Raw genomic sequence first — 20,418 nt, 5'->3', positions numbered from 1 at the left:
ACCGCCATGTCGTCACGTACCGCTCATCCGCCCGGCACGCACGCGTTCGCGTCGTCGTTCGGCGCGGCCTGCCTCGACGCGGAGCACACGCGCTTCCGGTTATGGGCGCCCGCGAGCCGCACGGCCGCGGTCGAACTGCACGGCGACGAGCGCATCGCGATGCGGGCCGCCGGCGACGGCTGGTTCGAGGTCGTCGCGCGCTGCGGCCCCGGCACGCTGTACCGCTTCCTGCTCGACGACGGTCTCGCGGTGCCCGATCCCGCGTCGCGCTTCCAGCCGTCCGACGTGCACGGCCCGAGCCAGGTCGTCGATCCGGCCGCGTACCGCTGGCGCAACGACGCATGGCGCGGCCGGCCGTGGCACGAGACGGTGCTGTACGAGCTGCACGTCGGTGCCTGCGGCGGCTATGCGAGCGTCGAGCGGCGCCTGCCCGACATCGCCGCGCTCGGCGTGACCGCGCTCGAGCTGATGCCCGTCAACGCGTTCCCCGGTGCGCGCAACTGGGGCTACGACGGGGTGCTGCCGTTCGCGCCCGATGCGTCATATGGCCGGCCCGAGGAGCTGAAGGCGCTCGTCGACGCCGCGCACGGGCTCGGACTGCAGGTGTTTCTCGACGTCGTGTACAACCACTTCGGCCCCGACGGCAACCTGCTGCCACGCTATGCGCCCGAATTTTTCCGGGCGGACCGGCAGACCGCGTGGGGCCCGGCGATCGATTTCTCGCGGGCGCAGACGAGCGCGTTCTTCCTCGACAACGCGCTGTACTGGCTCGACGAATTCCGTTTCGACGGCCTGCGCATCGACGCCGCGCATGCGATCGACGACGATGCGTGGCTGCGCGAGCTGGCACGGCGCGTGCGCACCCATTTCGGCGAGGCGCGCCACGTGCATCTGGTGCTCGAGAACGAACGCAATACGGCGAGCCTGCTCGGGCCCGACGGCTTCGATGCGCAGTGGAACGACGACTTCCACAACAGCGCACACGTGCTGCTGACCGGCGAGCACGAAGGCTACTACCGCGCGTACGCCGATGCGCCGCTGCGCCGTCTCGCGCGCACGCTCGGCGAAGGCTTCGCGTATCAGGGCGAGCCGTCGCCGCTGCACGGCGGCGCGGCGCGCGGCGAGTCGAGCGCGCACCTGCCGCCGACCGCGTTCGTCACGTTCCTGCAGAACCACGACCAGATCGGCAACCGCGCGTTCGGCGAACGGCTGCGCGCGCTCGCGAACGACGACGCGGTGCGCGCCGCGACCGCGTTGATGCTGCTCGCGCCGCAGATCCCGCTGCTGTTCATGGGCGAGGAAGACGGCAGCACGCAACCGTTCCAGTTCTTCACCGACTATCGCGGCGAACTCGCCGATGCGGTGCGCGAAGGCCGTCGCCGCGAGTTCGCCGCGTTTTCCGCGTTCGCCGACGCCGCGCATCGCGATGCGATCCCCGATCCGAACGACGTCGGCACGTTCGTGCGTTCGTCGCCGACCCACGCGGACGACGATGCGTGGCCCGACGCCGACGCATGGCGGCACTTCTACCGCAGCGCGCTGACGGTGCGCGCGGCGCTGGTGACGCCGCACCTGCCCGGCGCGCGCGCGCTCGGCGTCGAGTTGCTAACGAGGAACAGAAGCGGAAACGACAACGGCGACGCGGCGGCGCTCGTCGCGCGCTGGCGGCTCGGCGACGGCAGCACGCTCACGATCGCGTTCAATCCCGGCTCGCATGACGCGGTGCTGCCCGCGCTGCCGGTCGGCAAGATCGTGTTCGAGACGCCGCCGCGCGCGCGCGACCGGCTCGCCGACCAGCGGCTGCCCTCACACTGCTGCATCGCGTGGCGCGACGGCGCGGTCAACCACGATGCGCTGAAACACCGCGCGAACGGGCACACGCGACCATGACGACCGACGTACCGATCGCCGAGCTTGCGCGCGCGGCCGGGCTCGAACCCGACTGGATCGACGCGGGCGGCGTCGCGCGGCGGGTGGCCGACGATTCGCTCGTCGCGCTCGTCGATGCGCTCGGCTGGCCCTGCGGCACACCGATCGAGCGGGTCGACAGCGCGGCCGCGCTCGCCGACGCGCACGACGCCACGCCGCCGGTCGTCACGGGCGATGCGGGCGTGCCGCTGACGCTGCCGCGCACCGTCGCGCCGCCTGGCGCGCGCTTGCGGATCACGCTCGAATCGGGCGAGCACGTCGACGGGCGCGTGGCCGGCGCGGGCGAAAACGGCACGCTGCCGCCACTCGCGCTGCCCGGCTATCACGCGCTCGACATCGGCGAGCACCGCATCGGGCTCGCGATCGCGCCGCCGCGCGCGCGGCCGTTCGCTGCCGGCGACGGCCTGCCGCAAGCGCCGCGCCGCTGGGGCGTCTCGGCCCAGCTCTACGGCCTGCGGCGCACGGGCGACGACGGCGCGGGCGACTACACCGCGCTCGCGGGCCTCGCCGCGCAGGCGGCGCGGCACGGCGCCGACGCGGTCGCGATCAGCCCGACGCATGCCGGCTATCCGGCGCTGCCCGAGCACGACAGCCCGTATTCGCCGTCGTCGCGGCGCTGGCACAACGTCGCGTATCTCGACTGCGATGCCGTACCGTGGGCCGATGTCGTGCGGCGCACGAACGGCGCGGCGGCGGACGTCGCACCCGCGCCGGATACGCCGCTGATCGACTGGCCGCAGGTGCTGCCGTTGAAACTGCGACGCCTGCGCGCGTGCTTCGATGCGTGGCGTGCGAACGGCGAGCCCTCGCGCGACGCGTTCGAGCAGTTTCGCGCGGCGGGCGGTGCGGCACTCGACGCGCATGCGCGCTTCGACGCGCTGCAGGCGTTCTGCATCGATCACGGGATCGGCGCGGACTGGCGCCAATGGCCCGCGCAGTGGCGGATGCCGGCCACAGCCGAGGTCGACGCATTCGCGCACGCCCATGCCGACGCGATTGCGTTCCACACATTCCTGCAATGGTGCGCGTCGCGCGCGCTCGGCGACGCGCAGCAGGCGGCGCGCGACGCCGGGATGGCGATCGGGCTGATCGCCGATCTCGCGGTCGGATCCGATCGCGCGGGCAGCGACGCGTGGGCGCACGGCACGACGCTGTTGCGCGGCGTGTCGGTCGGCGCCCCGCCCGACCTGTTCAATGCGGACGGCCAGGCGTGGGGCGTGACGACGTGGACGCCCGCCGCGCTGCGCGCGAACGGCTTCACGCCGTTCATCGACCTGTTGCGCGCGGCCTTCGCCCATGCCGGCGGGATTCGCATCGATCATGCGCTCGGCTTCGCGCGGATGTGGATCGTGCCGGAAGGCGGATCGGCGCGCGACGGCGCGTACCTGCGCTATCCGCTCGACGATCTGGTGCGGCTCGTCGCGCTGGAGGCCGCGCGGCACCGGGCGGTGGCGATCGGCGAGGATCTGGGCACGGTGCCGGCGGGTTTTCGCGAGCGGCTCGGCGCGCAGGGCATCGCCGGAATGCGCGTGCTGTGGTTCGAACGTGACGCGGAGGGCGCGTTTCGGCCGCCGTCCGCGTGGGATCGCGACACGATCGCGATGACGTCGACGCATGACCTGCCGACCGTGGCCGGCTGGTGGCGGGGTGTCGATCTCGAATGGCGGCGGGTGGCGGCTGAGGCCGCTGCGGCGCCGGCCAAGCCGCACCATGCGGGTGACGACGTCGGCCGCGCCGCGGCCGCGCACGACACCGGCCACGACGCACGGATCGATCCGGTCCTGCGTAGCGATGCTCCCGCCCAGGATGACGGCCGCGACGCGCCGCCCCCCGCTTCTTTCGACCTCCGCGCCGCCCAGGACGAGCGCACCACCGACCGCGCGGCGCTGTGGCGCGCGTTGCAGCACGCGGGCTGCGCACCGGCCGGCGATCCGCTCCCGCCCGCCGACAGGCCGCCCGTCGGCGCAGTCCTCGCGTACGTCGCGCGCAGCCCGTCGCCGCTCGCGATCGTGCCGCTCGAGGATCTGCTCGCGCTGGACGAACAACCGAATCTCCCCGGCCCGCCGTGCGGCCATCCGAACTGGCTGCGCCGGCTGCCGCGCGCGGTCGACGCGCTGTTCGATGCCGACGTGCGCACACGCATCGCGGCGATCGAGCACGCGCGCCAAGCCCCGGAGGACGACGCATGACGCCGCGCGCGACCCTGCGATTGCAGTTGCACGCGGGCTTCACGTTCGACGATGCGGCCGCGCACGCCGACTATTTCGCGCGCCTCGGCGTGAGCCACCTGTACCTGTCGCCGATCACGACGGCCGAGCCCGGTTCGCTGCACGGCTACGATACCGTCGACCATCACGCGATCAGCACGGAACTCGGCGGCGAAGCCGGCTTCCGGCGCCTCGTCGATGCGCTGCGTGCGCGCGGCCTCGGCGTGATCGTCGACATCGTGCCGAACCACATGGGTGTCGGCGGCGCGTCGAACGGCTGGTGGAACGACGTGCTCGAATGGGGCCAGGCGAGCCCGTACGCACGCTACTTCGACATCGACTGGCACCCGCCCGATGCGGCGCTCGACGGCAAGGTGCTGCTGCCCTGCCTCGGCGCGCCCTACGGCGACGCGCTCGCGTCCGGCGACATCACGCTCGGTGCCGATCCAGCGGCCGGGCGCTTCTTCATCACCTGCCCGGGCAGGCGGCTGCCGGTCGCCATCGCGACCTACGCGGAGATCCTGCGCATCGCGAACCGCGCGGACCTGAACGCGCTCGCCGAGCGTTTCGCCGCCGCGTCGGCGCGCGGCGGCCCGCACGTCGCGGCCGCGCACACGGCGCTGCGCGACTACGCCGCCGCACAGGGTCCGCATGCGTTCGACGCGATATTGCGCGGCGCCGACCCGCGCCGCGCACGCTCGCGCGCGTGCCTGCACCGCTTGCTCGAACGCCAGCACTACCGGCTCGCGTGGTGGCGCACGGCCGCCGACGAATTGAACTGGCGGCGCTTCTTCGACATCGCGACGCTCGCGGCCGTGCGCGTCGAGGACGACGCGGTGTTCGACGCGGTGCACGCGCTGCCATTGGGGCTTCATGCGGCCGGCTACATCGACGGCCTGCGCGTCGATCACGTCGACGGCCTCGCCGATCCGCGCGCGTATTGCCGGCGCCTGCATGCGCGGCTCGCCGCGCAGCGCGACGAGCGGCCGTATGTCGTCGTCGAGAAGATCCTCGCGCCGGGCGAGACGCTGCGCGAAGACTGGCGCGTCGACGGCACGACCGGCTACGACTTCATGAACGACGTCGCCGCGCTGCTGCACGATCCGGCCGGCGCCGCGCCGCTCGCCGCGCACTGGGTAGCCGTGTCGGGGTCCGCGCGGTCGTTCGCGCAGGAAGCGGTGGCCGGCAAGCGGCGGGTGCTGAAGCGGCAACTCGCCGGCGAACACGCGCACGTCGCGCGAGCCTTGCACCGCATCGCGCGCGCGGCGCCCGCGACGCGCGACGTCAGCCGGATCGCGATCCATCGCGTGCTGGGCGAACTTGTCGTGCACCTGCCCATATACCGGATGTACCCGACGCTAGGCGATGAGCCCGCCGGCGCCGATGGTCGCGTGCTGGCACTCGCGTACGACGCGGCGTGCGCCGCGATCGATCCGTCCGACCGCTATGCGCTCGATCGCGTCGCCGGCTGGCTCGGGCTGCCGGGCATGCGCGTGCCGCGCGCGGATGCCGCGCTGCTGCACGCGGCGCGTGTCGCGTTCGCGCAGCTCACCGCGCCGCTCGCCGCGAAGGGCGTCGAGGACACGGCCAACTACCGGTACGGGCGATTGCTGTCGCGCAACGAGGTCGGCGCCGACGCGGGCGACTTCAGCCTGTCGCGCGGCGCGTTCCATGCGCGCAACCGGCGTCGCGGGCGCACCGTTCCCCATACGCTCATCGCGACCGCGACGCATGATCACAAGCGCGGCGAGGATGCGCGTGTGCGGCTCGCGGTGCTCAGCGAAATGCCCGACGCCTGGCGCGCGGTGTCGCTCGACTGGTCCGCGCTGAACCAGCCGCACCGCGGCGGCGCGCATCGCGATCTCGCGTGGGCGCCGGGGCCGGCCGCGGAAGCGATGCTGTACCAGACGCTCGTCGGCTGCTGGCCGCCGGGGCTCGCGCCCGACGACGCGACCGGGCTTGCCGCAGTGGCGGAGCGCGTGGTGCGCTGGCAGACCAAGGCATTGCGCGAAGCGAAACAGCACACGGACTGGCTCGCGCCGGACGCGGACTACGAACGCGCTTGCGAGCAGTTCGTGCGCGCGATCCTGACGCCGCACGGCGCCGGCGATTTCGTGCATCGGCTGCATGCGTTCGTCGCGCGGATCGCGCCGGCCGGCGTCGTCAACAGTCTCGCGCAGGCGGCGCTGCGAATGGCGTCGCCGGGCGTGCCCGATCTGTACCAGGGGACCGAGTCATGGGATCACTCGCTCGTCGATCCGGACAACCGGCGCGACGTGCCGTTTGCCGCGCTCGCGGCCGAACGGGTCGACGAACCGGTCGCCGCGTATCTGCGGCACTGGCCCGATGCGCGCGTGAAGCGCGCGCTCGTCGAGCGGATGCTCGCGCTGCGCACGCGCTGGCCCGCGACGTTCGCGGAGGGCGCCTATGTGCCGCTGCGCGTGCGCGGCAGGCTCGGACGGCATGCGGTGGCGTTCGCCCGGTGCGACGAAAGCGCGACGATCGTGGTGATCGCCACGCGGCTCGCGTGCGGATGGCTGGGCGAAGCGCCGGAATTGCCGCGCGTCGAGCCTCATGAATGGGGGGATACGGTCGTGGTGCTGCCGCGCGGCGCCAGCGAGCGATGGATCGACTGGTTGAATGACGGGAGCGAAGTCGAGGCGCCGGACGGCGTGATGCGGCTCGCTCGCTGTCTGGCGGCGTTACCGGTTGCGGTGCTGGTGGCAGTCGATACGAAGCGCCGCGAGCCGTAATCGGTTTCGTGCAAAGGCGGCCGGCGCCCGAGCTCAACCTTCACACGGCGGTCCCGCCTACCCGCTCAACACGCCAACAACATCGCCGTGGCCGTCTGCGGACACACACCACGAAACTGGCTGGACGCCAGCAGCGGCGCCGGCACATCCTGACGGGCAACGGGCACGAAACCAAAGCCGGCGAAATAGTCTTCCGCGGTCGTCGTCAGCAGTCCGATCGACCGGACGGAGCGTGCTCGACACGCCGCGATCAGCCGCTCCACGATCGCGCTACCGAGGCCGTTTCCGTGCACGTGCGACACGATGGCAACCGACCGGATCAACGCGCAGTCTTCGTGGTATTCAATACCGCCGCATCCCATCAAGTCGGGCGGATTGGCAAGCACGACGAAGTTTTCCAGATGCTCCGCGACGCCGGCAGTCGGCAGGTTCGAAGCGCGCAGCAATGCCTCGATCGAGGCCAGGTCGGATAACGCTGCCGAGCGAAGTTGCATGACATCGACTCCCGATTGGATTGACGGCACCGTGCGCGTCAGATCGCGCGCTGATTCACCCGCTTCGACAATTCCTCCGCGCTTTCCTTCCGCTCGCTGTACCGGTCGACCAGATACGGACCGATGTCGCGCGTCAGCAGCGTGAACTTGACCAGCTCCTCCAGCACGTCGACGACCCGATCGTAATAGGCCGACGGCTTCATCCGCCCCGCTTCGTCGAATTCCATGAACGCCTTGGCCACCGACGACTGGTTCGGGATCGTCAGCATGCGCATCCAGCGCCCCAGCACGCGCATCTGGTTCACCGCGTTGAACGACTGCGAGCCGCCGCTGACCTGCATCACCGCGAGCGTCTTGCCCTGCGTCGGCCGCACGGCGCCGACCGACAGCGGAATCCAGTCGATCTGCGACTTCATGATGCCCGTCATCGCGCCGTGTCGTTCCGGCGAGCACCACACCATCCCTTCCGACCACATCACAACTTCGCGAAGTTCGACGACTTTCGGATGGCTCTCCGGCGCATCGTCGGGCAACGGCAGGCCGCTCGGATTGAACACGCGCACCTCCGCGCCCATCGCGGTGAGCAGGCGCTCGGCTTCCTCGACCAGCAGGCGGCTGAACGAACGCTCGCGCAACGAACCGTACAGCAGCAGGAAACGCGGCGGATGGGTGGACGGCGACGCCGGCCGCAAGCGGCCCGCGTCCGGCACCTGGAACAAAGCGGGATCGAGTTGCGGCAGGTCGGTCAGTCGGTCGGTCATGGATGGATTCCCGGGTTGGCTCAAACGCGCTCGTACCAGCCCTTCGACCGGTTCACGATGCGCACCACCAGCAGCATGACCGGCACCTCGATCAACACGCCGACGACGGTCGCGAGCGCCGCCCCGGAGTGAAAACCGAACAGGCTGATCGCGGCCGCGACGGCGAGCTCGAAGAAATTGGATGCGCCGATCAGCGCGGACGGGCACGCGATGTCGTGCTTCTCGCCCACCGCGCGGTTGAGCCAGTACGCGAGCGCCGCATTGAAGAACACCTGGATCAGGATCGGCACCGCGAGCAACGCGATCACCAGCGGCTGCTTGAGGATCGCTTCGCCCTGGAACGCGAACAGCAGCACGAGCGTCGCGAGCAGCGCGGCGATCGACCACGGGCCGATCCTCGCCATCGCGGCATCGAACGCGGCCTGCCCGTTCCTCAGCAGCCGCCTGCGCCAAAGCTGCGCGAGGATCACCGGAATCACGATATAGAGCACCACCGACGTGAGCAGCGTCGCCCACGGCACGGTAATCGCGGACATCCCCAGCAGCAGCCCGACCAGCGGCGCGAACGCGATCACCATGATGCTGTCGTTGAGCGCGACCTGCGACAGCGTGAACAGCGGATCGCCGCCCGTGAGCCGGCTCCACACGAACACCATCGCCGTGCACGGCGCGGCGGCCAGCAGGATCAGGCCGGCGATGTAGCTGTCGAGCTGGTCCGCCGGCAGCATCGGCGCGAACAACTGCCGCACGAACAGCCAGCCGAGGAAAGCCATCGAGAACGGCTTGACGAGCCAGTTCACGGCGAGTGTGACGCCGATCCCCTTCACGTGCCGGCGCACTTCATGCAGCGCGCCGAAGTCCACCTTCACGAGCATCGGCACGATCATCACCCAGATCAGCAGCCCGACCGGCAGGTTGACCTGCGCATACTCGATGCTGCCGATCCGCTGGAACAGGCCGGGCAGCATCTGGCCGAGCGCGATGCCGGCGACGATGCACAGCGCGACCCAGAGCGTCAGGTAGCGTTCGAAGAAGTTGATCGCGGGCCTGGCGACGGCATTGCGAGGCGGGACGACGTTGGACGTGTTCATCGGACGGGACTCGGGATGGAGAAAGGCGCGCGGCATGCAGGTTCGCGCATGCCGCCGGACGACCGCTCAGTTTCGCGCGATGGCGGTCAATGCCGCCTGGAGTTCGGCGTTGCTCATGCGTTCGAGCGGCAGCGCCAGCAGTTGCAGCATCCGGTAGCCGAGCGCCTCGCGCGTCAGTTCGAACGCGAGCTGCTTGCCCGCATCGCCGCCCGCCGCGTTCGACGGATCGGCGTAGCCCCAATGCACTTTCACCGGGCTGCCGGGCCAGTACGGGCAAGCCTCCGCGGCCGCGCTGTCGCATACCGTGATGACGATGCGCATTTCCGGCGCGCCGTCGCCGACGAATTCGTCCCAGCTCTTGCTCCGGTATCCGCTGACGTCGACGCCGGCGCGCGTCAGCGCGTCCAGCGCGAACGGATTGAGGCGGCCGCTCGGCGCACTGCCGGCGCTGTAGGCGCGCACGTCGCGGCCGAGCTTCGCGGCCCAGTGATTGAGCATGCCCTCCGCGAGCACGCTGCGCGCGGAGTTGTGGGTACAGAGGATCAGGACGTTGGTGGTCATCGGCGGGGGCGTGAAGGTGGACTTACGTCGGGTCGGGGCAGGCGGGAGAACAGGCGGACACCGGCGTGCACGGATTGCCGCCGCAGCAGTTCTCGGTGAGGTAGCCGACGAGCCCGTTCATCGTCGCGAAGTTCGCGCAATAGAACACGAAGCGGCCTTCCTGGCGGCTCGTGACGAGTTGCGCGTGGGCCAGTTCCTTCAGATGAAACGACAGCGACGACGGCGGCACGTCGAGCAGCGTCGCGATTTGTCCGGCCGCCAAGCCCGACGGGCCGGCCTGCACGAGCGCGCGGAAGATGGCGAAGCGGGATTCGTGCGCGAGCGCCGAGAGCGCGGCGATGGTCTGGTTCGTTTCCATGTTTCGATAATACTCGAAATGTGGAAATGATGGAACTTCCGTCGAGGGCTAATCGCGTCGGGCGTGTCGGGCGTGTCGGGCGTGTCGGGCGTGTCGGGCGTGTCGGGCGCGTCGGGCGCGTCGGGCGCGTCGGGCGCGTCGGGCGCGTCGGGCGTGTCGGGCGTGTCGGGCGTGTCGGGCGCGTCGGGCGCGTCGGGCGCGTCGGGCGCGTCGGGCGCGTCGGGCGCGTCGGGCGCGTCGGGCGTGTCGGGACGAAGACATACCGCTCGTGATTCCTTGCACGCGCGGGAAAGGCACACACCCATGCATCGCAAAAAACATGGGGCGTGCCGGAACCGAGCGGTTGAATCGGGCGGCACCGCGCCGGCCCGCCCGGCGCCCGTTACATCATCACGACCATTCTTCCGGCGGCATCTCTCCGCGGTCGTCTTCCCAAAGCGGCTTGGCCGTCGCGTCATTCCCGCTCGTCGCCATCGGCCCGTTTCCGCCGCCGCGCTCGCTGCGCCGCTTGACGTCACGCGACGTCGCCGCGCGCACCCGCGCCCGCGTGCGGGTCGGCGCCACGGTCCGCTGCTCGCCGTCGCGGCGCTCGCCGGTCGAAGCCGCGTCGTTGGTCTGTCGTCCATTCGAATCCGCACTCATGTTTGCCCTCCTATTGGCATCGAAAGAAACCGTCGGCCGAGCGCCGCAATTTCGGTGCCGCGCATCGGGCAAGCGCCTTGCTATTCGTTGCTATCCGTTTCGTACCCCAACCCGCGCCGGAGTTGACCATGCCGACAGACCACAGCACGCCACCGGCCACACGCCATCGCCTGGGCGGATGGATGACCCGCGAGGAAGCGCACATGGCCGCGTATCGCGAAAAAATTGCGGGCGAAGCGCGCGCGCATGCCGGCGAACGGTTGCGCACGCCTGCCGTGCAGGAACTCGCGCGGCTGTTCGACGACAATGCCGTGCTGCGCATGAGCCTCACGCGCGCGATCGACGAGGCGCTGGAATCGGGTCGCAAGCTCGGGTACGCGTCGATCGGCGAGTTGATGACCGTGATCGACCACCTGATGACCTACACGCCGCCGTTCAGCGAATCGAGCCTGATCGTGTGCCCGCTGAACGCGTTCCTCGACTGGCCGATGTGCATGCCGTCGGGCCACGCGGTGTTTCGCGACGCGGCGGTCAATGCGCACCTGAAGCAGGTATTGAACGTGTGGTGCGACTTCCTCGGCGGCCCGCATTCGTGCACGCATCTCGACACGTCGGCGCCCGACGGCTGGTTCTGCGACGAAGCGCGCGAACGGCTGGGCCTGTCGCAGTTCCAGTACCAGGAAGATCAGCCGCACTGGGGCTTCGCTTCGTGGAACGACTTCTTCACGCGCCGGTTTCGCGCGGATGCGCGGCCCGTCGCGGCGCCGGGCGATCCGCACGTGATCGTCAGCGCGTGCGAGGCCGCGCCGTATCACACCGCGTCCAACCTGAAGATCCGCGACACGTTCTGGATCAAGGGGCAGCCGTATTCGCTGCGCGACATCTTCACGCCGGCGCGGCTGCCGCTCGCCGAACGCTTCGTCGGCGGCGACCTCTATCAGGCGTATCTGAGCGCGTACAACTATCACCGCTGGCACGCGCCGGTGCGCGGCACCGTCACGCATGCGTACCGGGTCGACGGCACCTACTATTCGGTCGCGGAAGCCGAAGGCCCGGATCCGGCCGGGCTCAACGACTCGCAGGGCTACATGACGGCGGTCGCCGCGCGCGCGGTGATCGCGATCGACTGCGACGATCCGGGGATCGGCACCGTGGTGGGCGTGTTCGTCGGGATGGGCGACGTGTCATCGTGCGTGATCGAGGTCGTGCCGGGGCAGCGCATCGACAAGGGCGACGAGATCGGCTATTTCCAGTACGGCGGCTCGACCTACTGCCTGCTGTTCGAACCCGGCGTGATCGACCACTTCCTGTACGCGCCGCCGTTCGATGACGATACGCCGGTCGTGCAGGTCAACGCGTCGGTCGCGATCACGCGCTGAACCGCGTGCGGGCCGGTGCCGGATTGCGATTGCACGATCGCGCGATTGCATCACGCATCGGCGCCGCCGTGCCGTTGCATGCACTGCACGATCGACAGACCGTCGGCGGTCAGCGCGGGACGGCTCGCGCCCGACGCGTCGCGACGTATCTCGATCAACTGTTGTTCGACCAGCGCGACGACGTCGTCGCGGTCGCTCTGGATCTGTTCCGGTGCGCGGTACACCAGGAACAGCGCGGCAAATTCATGGGCGGTCAGCATATTTGTCTCCCCCTTGTACAGCTTCGTGCGATGCAGCGGCGCATCGCGTCGGCGCGGGCGCGCATCGGTCGCCCACAACGGAAGCTACATGCAGGGAGCGTGCCAGTATGTGGGACGCAGCCGCCCCGCGCGCGGCCGGCACGCGGCGCGATGTGTCCCCGCGAATCGCGTAAGGGCCGCTGCAAAGTTTTCAACCACGTGTAACGGAACTGCAACGCCGGCGCGACGGCGAGCACGATACGGCGTGCGCCCGAGTGGCCCCGACGCGACTTACGATTTCCGCGAGCGGGCCATGCCGGCGCGTGCGGTATTGCCCGCCGCCTTGTCTTGCACGCGGAAGTAGCCGCTGTGCAGCTCGGTGCCGCCCTTGCCGTCGGCGAGCACTTCCGCGCACGCGGCTTCGATGCGTGCACGGCCGCGTTCGAACGCGTCGCGCAGGTCGGCTTCGAGCGCGGAGCGCGCGCCGAAATGATCCTCGAGCGCCTCGACCGTAATCGCGCAGATTTGCGGCTTCCCGTCGACCTCGACGACGAAGCGCATCTGCAGCACCGCGCCGTCGAACTCCGGCGGCGCGTCGGTCAGTGTCACGCGATGAACGGAATCGGTCGGCATCGCTCACGCTCCCCGCGACGCGAGGGACTGCACCAGCGCGCCGTTGAATGCAGGCAGGTCGGCGGGCTTGCGGCTCGTGATCAGGTTGCCGTCACGCACGACCTCCTGGTCGACCCACTTGCCACCTGCGTTGCGGATGTCGTCCTGCAGGCTCGGCCAGCTCGTCAGCGTGCGGCCTTCGACCAGCCCCGACGATACGAGCAGCCAGCCGCCATGGCAAATCGCCGCGATCGGCTTGCCCGCGCCGACGGCCGCGGTCACGAATTCGCGCGCGGCCGGCAGCATCCGGATCGCGTCGCCGTTGACGACGCCGCCCGGCAGCACGACCGCGTCGTAATCGCCGATGCGCGCATCGTCGAACGTGTGGTCGACCTTCACGCGATCGCCCTTGTCGACGTGCCTGAGCCCCTGGATCTCGCCGGGCTTCTGCGAGATCACGTCGACCTGCGCGCCTTCCGCCTCCAGCGCGCGCTGCGGTTCGACGAGCTCGGCTTCCTCGAAGCCGTCGACCGCGAGTATCGCTACCTTGCAATGGTCCAGCTTGCCGGTCATGGAGTGCTCCCTGTTGTGTTGCGGCACCGGTGGTGCCATGCCCGTGGCGTAGCAAGCGGCGTGCCGCGTCCCGTCGGTGCAGACCATACGACCCAGCCCGACAGGGCACGACCCCGGTATCGGCAAACGACGGCGCACGGGTAGGCCGCCGCGTGGTGCGCGCCGTTCGCGGCACGTCGGCCGGCGCGGCGTCTGCAAAGATTTCAACGGAATATGTAACGCGACCGCGTGGGGCGGGACCCCCGGTGTTTTCGTGCGACGCGGCGCGCGCCGCCCTCATTGCAAGTGACGCGCGGCGTCGAGCATCGCGTCGGTCAGCTCGACCGTCACCGTCAGGTCCTCGGTGTCCTCCGGCAGCGACTCGAGCGTGGCCTGCACGCTGTCGTGCAGCATCGCGTGCACGCGCATCCGTGCGCCGTCGTCGAGGTCCGCGTAGCGCGCCATCGTGTCGCAGTCGAGCGCGAGCACGACCGAGTGCCGCGCGGTGCCCTGCGGTGCATGGGGGGCGAGCGCCCACGCCGCATGAAACGTGATCCTGCCGGTCTCGACGTCGAGGTTCACCCCCGTATCGAGATCGTCGTTCTCGACCTCGTCGGGGTCGAGGTCGATTGCGTCGAACGAAGTTCGGTAATTCGATTGCATGATGTCCTCCTGCGTGGCGGCGGCGTGACGGCCGCGTGGCCGCCGGCCGCCATCCCGTCCGCGCCGGCCGGGCCGGCGCGACACCGTGATCGTCAGTAACCGCTGGAACCCGCGCCGCCGGTGCCGCCCGCGCCACCGCTGCCTGCGCTGCCGCCGCCTCCCGTGCTGCCGCTGCCGCCGGTCCCGGCGCCGCTCGGGCCGCCCGGCTTGGTTCGCACGGGCGGGCGGACGTGCGAGGCGCCGCGCGGCCCCTGCATGCGGGTCGCCGGCGCCGCGGTATTGCCGCTCGACATGCCGCCCGTTCCCTGCGCCGACGTGTCGTCCGGCGGCGACAGGATGGGTGCGCCGGTGCCCTCGCCCGGACGCTGCGAATTCTGTGCCCACGCGGCCGGCGCCGCGCCGAGGAGCGCGACGGCCGCGCAGGCGACGATCCGGCGCGCGGCAGCTTTCGATTCGGATGCTGGTTTCATGGAGCGTTCTCCGTCAATGGAATCGCTGGTCGTGGAATGTCCTGCCCATGCGATTCAGCAAGGCCCGTGCCGGTCAGCGGGGCGCGGCACGCGGCTTGCGGCCCCGTCACCCGTCATCCCGATCCCGTACGGAGCCCTGCCATGCCTTCAGCTTCTGCCTCTCATCCGCACGGCAAACGCGCGACACGCCGTCCGGGGCGCACCCGCAGCAACGCTTCGCATCCCCGCAAGCGCTGGTCCGCGGACGTCATGCAAAAAAGCGATGCGCTCGACATCGAGCCCGAGATTTTCAAGTCAGACGATCCGGGCGAGATCGCCGCGTCCCTCAAGCGCTCGGCCCAACATAGCCGCCGTCGCAAGGCCACGCCGTTCCAGTCGGCGATGTCGATGCTGAACTTCTACGTGAACCGCGCGGGCCGCACCCTGCCGAAAACGCGCCGCACGACGCTCGAACGCGCGAAGCGCAAACTGCGCGAGGCGTTCGGCCGCAAGCCGTGACGGCCCACGCCTGCTTCGTATCGACCTGCTCCGCTGGCTCGCATGCATGAAACGCTGTGGTATCTGATCATCGGCGCGGTGCTGATGGCCATGGGCGTCGCCACCTCGGCGCTGCGCCGGCTGCCGTGCAGCACCGCGATGATCTATCTCGCGCTCGGCGTCGCGCTCGGTCCGTCCGGCGTCGGGCTCCTCCACCTCGACATCGCGCGCGACGCGCGGCTGCTGCGCGAGATCGTCGAGGTCGCGCTGCTGGTGTCGCTGTTCGCGATCGGGCTGCGGCTGCGCGTGCCGCTGTCCGACAAGCTGTGGCTCGTGCCGTGCCGGCTCGGCCTGCTCGCGATGCTCGTCACCGTGCCGCTGCTCGCCGGCTGCGCGGTGCTGACGCTCGGCCTCGACTGGGGCCCCGCGCTGCTGCTCGCGGCGATCCTCGCGCCGACCGACCCGGTGCTCGCGCACGACGTGCAGGTGCACGATCCCGGCGACCGCGATCTGGTGCGCTTCGCGCTGTCCGGCGAAGGCGGGATGAACGACGGGATCGCGCTACCGTTCGCGCTCGCGGGCCTCGCGCTGTGCGGCGTGCCCGATACGCCGCACGGGCCGCCGCCGTTGTCCGGCACGTTCGCGCTGGCCGCGCTGTGGGGCATCGCGGGCGCGGCCGCGATCGGCGGCCTGCTCGGCGCGGCAACGACCAAGGCGATCGGTCGATTGCGCAGCCGCTATGCGCAGGCGCTCGGCTTCGAAGGCTTCTTCGCGCTCGCGCTGATCGTGCTGTCATTCGGCGCCGCGCAGTTCGCGCATACGTTCGGCTTCATCGCGACGTTCGCCGCGGGCGTCGCGATGCGTCGCATCGAGCATCGTGCGAGCGGCGACCGCCCGCCGCGCGAAGTGATCGGCCAGGTCGATTCGGAGGACGTGAGCGCGACCGAGAAACATCCGGAGAAAGTCCACGCATTCATGGCCGAATCGGTGCTCGATTTCACGATCGAGCTCGAGCGGATCGCCGAGGCGCTCGTGATGACGATGATCGGCAGCGTGCTCGGCACGCTGTCGGCCCCGCTCGTCACGTGGGGCGCGATTGCGCTGGCGCTCGTGCTGTTCGTCGCCGTGCGGCCGTTCGCGGTGCTGCTGACGCTCACCGGTTCGCACGCGACGCTTGCCCAGCGGCGGCTGATGGCCTGGTTCGGAATACGCGGGATCGGTTCGTTCTACTACCTGCTGTTCGCGCTCGAACACGGGCCATCCAGCACCGTGCGGCCGCTCGCGGCGCCGGTGCTCGCCGTCGTGGTGGCGTCGGTGATCGCGCACGGGATCTCCGCGACGCCGCTGATGGACTGGTACTACCGGCTGCAGCATCGGCGCTGACGGCGTCACGACGTGCCGAGCCGCGCGCGCATTTGTGCGGTGATCCGCTGGCGCGTGTCGTCATAGCCATCCCACGGATCGCGCTTCAGTCGATCGAGGCGTTCGTGCAGCGTGTCGATCGTCCATTGCGCGCCGCCCGTCGTGTCGGGCACCTCGTCCCAGCGCAGCGGCACCGACACGCCGAGGCCGGGCCGCGCGCGCACCGAATACGCGGCGATCGTGCTGGCGCCGCGGCCGTTGCGCAGGTAGTCGATGAAGATCTTGCCGCGCCGGTGCTTCGGCCCCATCGTCGCGGTGAAGCGATCGGGCAACGCACCCGCGACATGCTGCGCGACTGCACGCGAGAAGGCCTTCACGTCGTCCCATCCCATGTGCCGCGTGATCGGCACGACGACGTGCAGCCCCTTGCCGCCGCTCGTCTTGCAGAACGATGTGAGACCCAGTTCGTCGAGCAGCCCGCGCACGAGTTGCGCGGCCTCGATCATCGCGCTCCACGGCAGCGCCGGATCGGGATCGAGGTCGAACACGATCCGGTCGGGCCGCTCGATGTTGGACGCGTGCGCATTCCACGTATGCAGCTCGATCGTGCCCATCTGCGCGGCGCCGAGCAGCGCGTCGACACTGTCGAGCGACAGCAGCGGGCCGTGGCCCGGATCGAGCCCGTCGTGCTGCGTAACGAACGGGATCTCGCGGCGCTCCGCGTGCTTCTGGAAGAACAGCTCGCCCGCGATGTCGCCCGGCGCGCGCACGAGCGACACGGGCCGGCCCTTCAGGTCCGGCAGCAGCCACGGCGCGACCCATTGCCAGTAGCGTGCCAGATCGATCTTGCGCGTGCCGCTGTGCGGATCGAGCACGCGATCGGGATGGGTGATGCGCACGCGGCCGAGCTGGTCGGGGCCGGTATCGTCGGCCGCGGCGCGACGGGCTCCGCGTGAGCGCGCGGGGTGCTTGCCGTCGCTCGTGTCGCCCGTTTCGCTCTTGTCACGCTCGGCGTGCCTGGGTTTGTGTCTTTCATCGTGCGCGGTTTGACGCTGATCCATCTGCACCTCCGTTTCCGTATGCTTCGGCACCTCGCGGACGATCCGTGCCGCCGGCTTGTCCTCGCGCAGCGCGATGAACGCGGCCTGCCGCACGATGCCGTCGCCGGTCCATTCCGCGAATTCGCATTCGGCGACGAGCGTGGGCTCGATCCAGTGCACGGGCGTGCGCGAGCGTTCGCGCGGCGGCGGATCGAAAGGCATCGTGTCGCGCTCGTGCTTGCGCAGGATGGGGGTAAGCCGGTCGAGCATCCGTGTGTCGAAGCCGGTGCCGACGCGGCCGACGTAGCGCAGCGGCCCCGGCCCGCGCCGCCGCTTGCCGTCCGCGGCCGGTTCGTGCACGCCGAGCAGCAGCGCGCCGAAGCCGTGCCGGCTGCCCGACGGCTCGGTATAGCCGCCGATCACGAACTCCTGCCGGCGCCGGCACTTGAGCTTGATCCACGCGGGCGAACGTCCGGCGCGATAGCGCGACTCGGCGCGCTTGCCGATCAGCCCTTCGAGACCGGTATCGCATGCGCTCGCGATCAGCGATGCGACGTCGTCGCCGAGATCGGGCGAAAAGCGCAGCCGCACGGGGTCGCGGTCGGCGAGCAGCGGTTCGAGCAGCGCGCGGCGCGCGGTGAGCGGCGCGTCGCGCAGGTCGTAACCGTCGAGATAAGGCAAGTCGAAGACGAACAGCGTGATCTCGTCCGAATGCCCCGCGCCGAATGCGTTCTGCAGCGCCTGGAAATCGGGCAGGCCGTTCTTGCCGAGCACGACGGCCTCGCCGTCGAGCCATGCGGCGTCGACGTCGAGTGCCGCGAGCGCGTCGCGTTGCGCGCGCAGCTTCGCGGTCCAGTCGCGGCCTTCGCGCGTCATCAGCTTCACATGCCGGCGCGCGCCCTTGCCGGAAATGCGGGCAAGGATCCGGTAGCCGTCGAACTTCAGTTCATAGCGCCAGTCGCCCTGCGCCGGAGCCCCGTCGACCAGCGTCGCGAGTTGCGGCGCGACGTGCTCGGGCAGCGGCGCGCGCACCGCGCCTTCGATCCGGGAAGGATCGGCGGGCGCGCCGGCGTGGTCGTCGTGGCCCGGCTCGTCATGCCGCGCGGCGTGCGTGGCGGGCTTCTCGCGCTGCCCTCTTCGCGACCCGCGCGCGCGAGTCGAGCCATCCTTCGCGTCCGCACGCGCCGCCGCCGCGCCGTCGTGCACGCTCCCCGGCCGCTCGCCGACGACGTCGAATTCATCCATGCTGCGCGCGTCGTCATCGCGCTCCTTGATCAGCAACCACTGCTCCTGCCGCCCCTGCTGCCGCCCGCTGCGCACGAGCGCCCAGCCGCCGTGCAGCTTTTCACCGTCGAGCCGGAACGTCAGCTTGCCCGCGCGATAGCCGTCGCGGGCCTGCGCGAGCCCGCCATCGGGCGTCCACGTGCCTTCGTCCCAGACGACGACCGAGCCCGCACCGTAGTGCCCCTCCGGAATCTCGCCTTCGAAGGATGCGTATTCGAGCGGATGGTCCTCGACGTGCACGGCGAGGCGCTTCACCGACGGATCGAAGCTCGGCCCCTTCGGCACGGCCCACGACTTCAGCGTGCCGTCGAGTTCGAGCCGGAAGTCGTAGTGCAGCCGCCGCGCGTGGTGCTCCTGGATCACGAAGCGCAGCGGGTGACGGGGCCGCGCGGCCGTGCGCGCGGCCGGCTTCGCGTCCACCTTCGCACGCCGCCCGTGCGCGCCTTCGGGTTCCGGTGTCGCGCCGAAGTGGCGCTTGCGCCGATACGGATCGAGCTTGCCGGCCATCGCATCACCTCGCGTCGTGCGGCATCATGCCGCGTGCTTGCGGCGCGCGGCGGATTTCTTCGCCGCAGGCTCGCCCGTCGCGGCGCGTTTCGCGGCCGGCCGCTTCGCCGCGGTCTTCGCGGCCGCGCCTTTCGACGCAGTTTTCGCGGCCGGCTTGCGACGTGCGCCCGTGGGCGACGACGTCTCGGCCTCCTGTTCCTCGCGTTCGTCGCGCAGGTCCGCCGCACGCGCGCCGCCGCCTCCCTTCAGGCTGCGCTTGAGCAGCTCGGTCAGGTCGACCACGTTGGTCGCGGCGCGGCCCGTCTGTGGCGGCCGCTCCTCGATCTCCTCGATCTTGCCCGAGCGCACCTTGCGCTCGACCAGTTCGAGGATGTCGTCGCGGAACGTGTCGTGATACTCGTCGGGCGTCCACTTGCCCGCCATGTCGTCGATCAGCTTCTTCGCCATCGCCAGCTCGCGCGCGGTCACGCCCGCGTGCTTCGCGTCGTCCGTCGGCACCGACAGTTCGTCGAGCGGGCGCAGTTCCTCCTGCCAGCGCAACGTGTCGAGCGCGAGCAGCGGCCCGACCGGAATCAGCGCGCCGAGATGCTGGCGGTCGCGCATCACGACGAGCGCGATGCCGATCTTGCCGCTGTCCTTCAGCGCGTCGCGCAGCAGCGCATAGACCTTCTCGCCCTTGCGGTCCGGCACGAGGTAGTACGGCGTGTCGAGATACAGGAACGACACCGCGTCCGCGTCGACGAACGTGAGAATGTCGACCGTCTGCGTCGATTCGGGGTTCGCCGCGCGAATCTCGTCGTCGGTCAGCACGACGTAGCGTTCCTTCTCGTACTCGTAGCCGCGCACGATGTCCTCGCGCGTGACCTCCTTGCCGGTGCGCTTGTTGATCTGCCGATAGCCGACCGGATCCATCGAGCGCTTGTCGAGCAGCCGGAACGACGGCTTCACGGTGCGTGTCGCCGGGAACAGCTGCACGGGCACGTGAACGAGCCCGAAACTGATCGCGCCTTTCCATATCATTCGCGGTGCCATGCCTG

The 20,418-nt window shown here is 70.3% G+C and carries 19 protein-coding genes; 6 read left to right on the top strand and 13 right to left on the bottom strand.

What is annotated here, in order from left to right; all coding sequences use genetic code 11:
* Positions 1-6 precede the first annotated feature (6 nt).
* From treZ to treY, 3 genes are read left to right on the top strand one after another with little or no spacing between them, the layout of a single operon-like run.
* The gene (treZ, locus tag ACVK00_RS25220; protein ID WP_284896007.1) at positions 7-1,890 is read left to right on the top strand and encodes a malto-oligosyltrehalose trehalohydrolase; all 1,884 of its coding nucleotides are present in this window, start codon (positions 7-9) and stop codon (positions 1,888-1,890) included.
* On the top strand, positions 1,887-4,118 hold the full coding sequence (malQ, locus tag ACVK00_RS25215; RefSeq protein ID WP_284896010.1) for a 4-alpha-glucanotransferase: 2,232 nt from the start codon (positions 1,887-1,889) through the stop codon (positions 4,116-4,118). The genes treZ and malQ overlap by 4 nt, the downstream gene beginning before the upstream one ends.
* Positions 4,115-6,889, top strand: a complete 2,775-nt coding sequence (treY, locus tag ACVK00_RS25210; protein ID WP_284896013.1) for a malto-oligosyltrehalose synthase — start codon at positions 4,115-4,117, stop codon at positions 6,887-6,889. Before malQ ends, treY begins: the two co-directional genes overlap by 4 nt.
* A gap of 65 nt (positions 6,890-6,954) precedes the next feature.
* Here treY and arsN2 read toward each other — a convergent pair whose 3' ends face one another.
* From arsN2 to ACVK00_RS25180, 6 genes are all read right to left on the bottom strand, one after another.
* Positions 6,955-7,383: an arsenic resistance N-acetyltransferase ArsN2 gene (gene arsN2 / locus ACVK00_RS25205; RefSeq protein ID WP_284896016.1), complete on the bottom strand. Its 429-nt coding sequence runs from the start codon at positions 7,381-7,383 to the stop codon at positions 6,955-6,957.
* Positions 7,384-7,421: 38 nt separating this feature from the next.
* The gene (arsH, locus tag ACVK00_RS25200) at positions 7,422-8,144 is read right to left on the bottom strand and encodes an arsenical resistance protein ArsH (RefSeq protein ID WP_354123319.1); all 723 of its coding nucleotides are present in this window, start codon (positions 8,142-8,144) and stop codon (positions 7,422-7,424) included.
* A 20-nt stretch (positions 8,145-8,164) separates the two neighbouring features.
* Entirely contained in the window at positions 8,165-9,235 is a 1,071-nt protein-coding gene (gene arsB, locus ACVK00_RS25195; protein WP_284896021.1) for an ACR3 family arsenite efflux transporter, read from the bottom strand.
* A gap of 66 nt (positions 9,236-9,301) precedes the next feature.
* Positions 9,302-9,796 carry an arsenate reductase ArsC gene (locus tag ACVK00_RS25190; RefSeq protein WP_284896024.1) on the bottom strand — a complete coding sequence of 165 codons (495 nt, stop codon included), beginning with the start codon at positions 9,794-9,796 and terminating at the stop codon, positions 9,302-9,304.
* A 22-nt stretch (positions 9,797-9,818) separates the two neighbouring features.
* Positions 9,819-10,154, bottom strand: coding sequence for an ArsR/SmtB family transcription factor (locus ACVK00_RS25185; protein WP_354123318.1), 336 nt, complete (start codon positions 10,152-10,154; stop codon positions 9,819-9,821).
* Between the two features lie 390 nt (positions 10,155-10,544).
* Positions 10,545-10,796 (bottom strand): hypothetical protein, encoded by a 252-nt coding sequence (locus ACVK00_RS25180; protein WP_284898676.1) that lies wholly within the window; start codon positions 10,794-10,796, stop codon positions 10,545-10,547.
* A 128-nt stretch (positions 10,797-10,924) separates the two neighbouring features.
* Here ACVK00_RS25180 and ACVK00_RS25175 point away from each other — a divergent pair, with 128 nt between their 5' ends.
* Positions 10,925-12,175, top strand: coding sequence for a phosphatidylserine decarboxylase family protein (locus tag ACVK00_RS25175; protein WP_284898679.1), 1,251 nt, complete (start codon positions 10,925-10,927; stop codon positions 12,173-12,175).
* A gap of 50 nt (positions 12,176-12,225) precedes the next feature.
* On the opposite strand, the gene ACVK00_RS25170 is transcribed toward ACVK00_RS25175, so the two are convergent.
* The 5 genes from ACVK00_RS25170 to ACVK00_RS25150 all read right to left on the bottom strand — a co-directional run bounded on the left by ACVK00_RS25170 (position 12,226) and on the right by ACVK00_RS25150 (position 14,711).
* Complete coding sequence (locus tag ACVK00_RS25170; protein WP_284898681.1) at positions 12,226-12,435, bottom strand: hypothetical protein; 210 nt, start codon at positions 12,433-12,435, stop codon at positions 12,226-12,228.
* 270 nt (positions 12,436-12,705) lie between these two features.
* On the bottom strand, positions 12,706-13,047 hold the full coding sequence (locus ACVK00_RS25165) for a DUF1488 family protein (protein ID WP_284898683.1): 342 nt from the start codon (positions 13,045-13,047) through the stop codon (positions 12,706-12,708).
* Between the two features lie 3 nt (positions 13,048-13,050).
* On the bottom strand, positions 13,051-13,599 hold the full coding sequence (locus ACVK00_RS25160) for a type 1 glutamine amidotransferase domain-containing protein (RefSeq protein WP_284898685.1): 549 nt from the start codon (positions 13,597-13,599) through the stop codon (positions 13,051-13,053).
* A 276-nt stretch (positions 13,600-13,875) separates the two neighbouring features.
* Positions 13,876-14,241, bottom strand: a complete 366-nt coding sequence (locus ACVK00_RS25155) for a DUF3022 domain-containing protein (RefSeq protein WP_284898689.1) — start codon at positions 14,239-14,241, stop codon at positions 13,876-13,878.
* A gap of 92 nt (positions 14,242-14,333) precedes the next feature.
* A complete protein-coding gene (locus tag ACVK00_RS25150) occupies positions 14,334-14,711 on the bottom strand; it encodes a hypothetical protein (RefSeq protein WP_284898691.1) in 378 nt (125 codons plus the stop codon).
* A gap of 141 nt (positions 14,712-14,852) precedes the next feature.
* On the opposite strand from ACVK00_RS25150, the gene ACVK00_RS25145 reads away from it, so the two are divergent.
* Together ACVK00_RS25145 and ACVK00_RS25140 are read left to right on the top strand one after the other, a co-directional pair.
* The gene (locus tag ACVK00_RS25145) at positions 14,853-15,209 is read left to right on the top strand and encodes a DUF3175 domain-containing protein (protein ID WP_284898830.1); all 357 of its coding nucleotides are present in this window, start codon (positions 14,853-14,855) and stop codon (positions 15,207-15,209) included.
* 42 nt (positions 15,210-15,251) lie between these two features.
* Positions 15,252-16,571 (top strand): cation:proton antiporter, encoded by a 1,320-nt coding sequence (locus ACVK00_RS25140; protein ID WP_284898694.1) that lies wholly within the window; start codon positions 15,252-15,254, stop codon positions 16,569-16,571.
* Positions 16,572-16,576: 5 nt separating this feature from the next.
* Here ACVK00_RS25140 and ligD read toward each other — a convergent pair whose 3' ends face one another.
* Both ligD and ku read right to left on the bottom strand, forming a co-directional pair.
* The gene (ligD, locus tag ACVK00_RS25135) at positions 16,577-19,381 is read right to left on the bottom strand and encodes a DNA ligase D (RefSeq protein WP_284898697.1); all 2,805 of its coding nucleotides are present in this window, start codon (positions 19,379-19,381) and stop codon (positions 16,577-16,579) included.
* 24 nt (positions 19,382-19,405) lie between these two features.
* Complete coding sequence (ku, locus tag ACVK00_RS25130) at positions 19,406-20,413, bottom strand: non-homologous end joining protein Ku (RefSeq protein ID WP_354123317.1); 1,008 nt, start codon at positions 20,411-20,413, stop codon at positions 19,406-19,408.
* Positions 20,414-20,418: the final 5 nt, after the last annotated feature.

The sequence above is a fragment of the Burkholderia sp. PvR073 genome (genome assembly GCF_054055695.1).
Note: the sequence above shows the minus strand (reverse complement) of the source record. Positions and strands in the feature narration are given on the sequence as shown.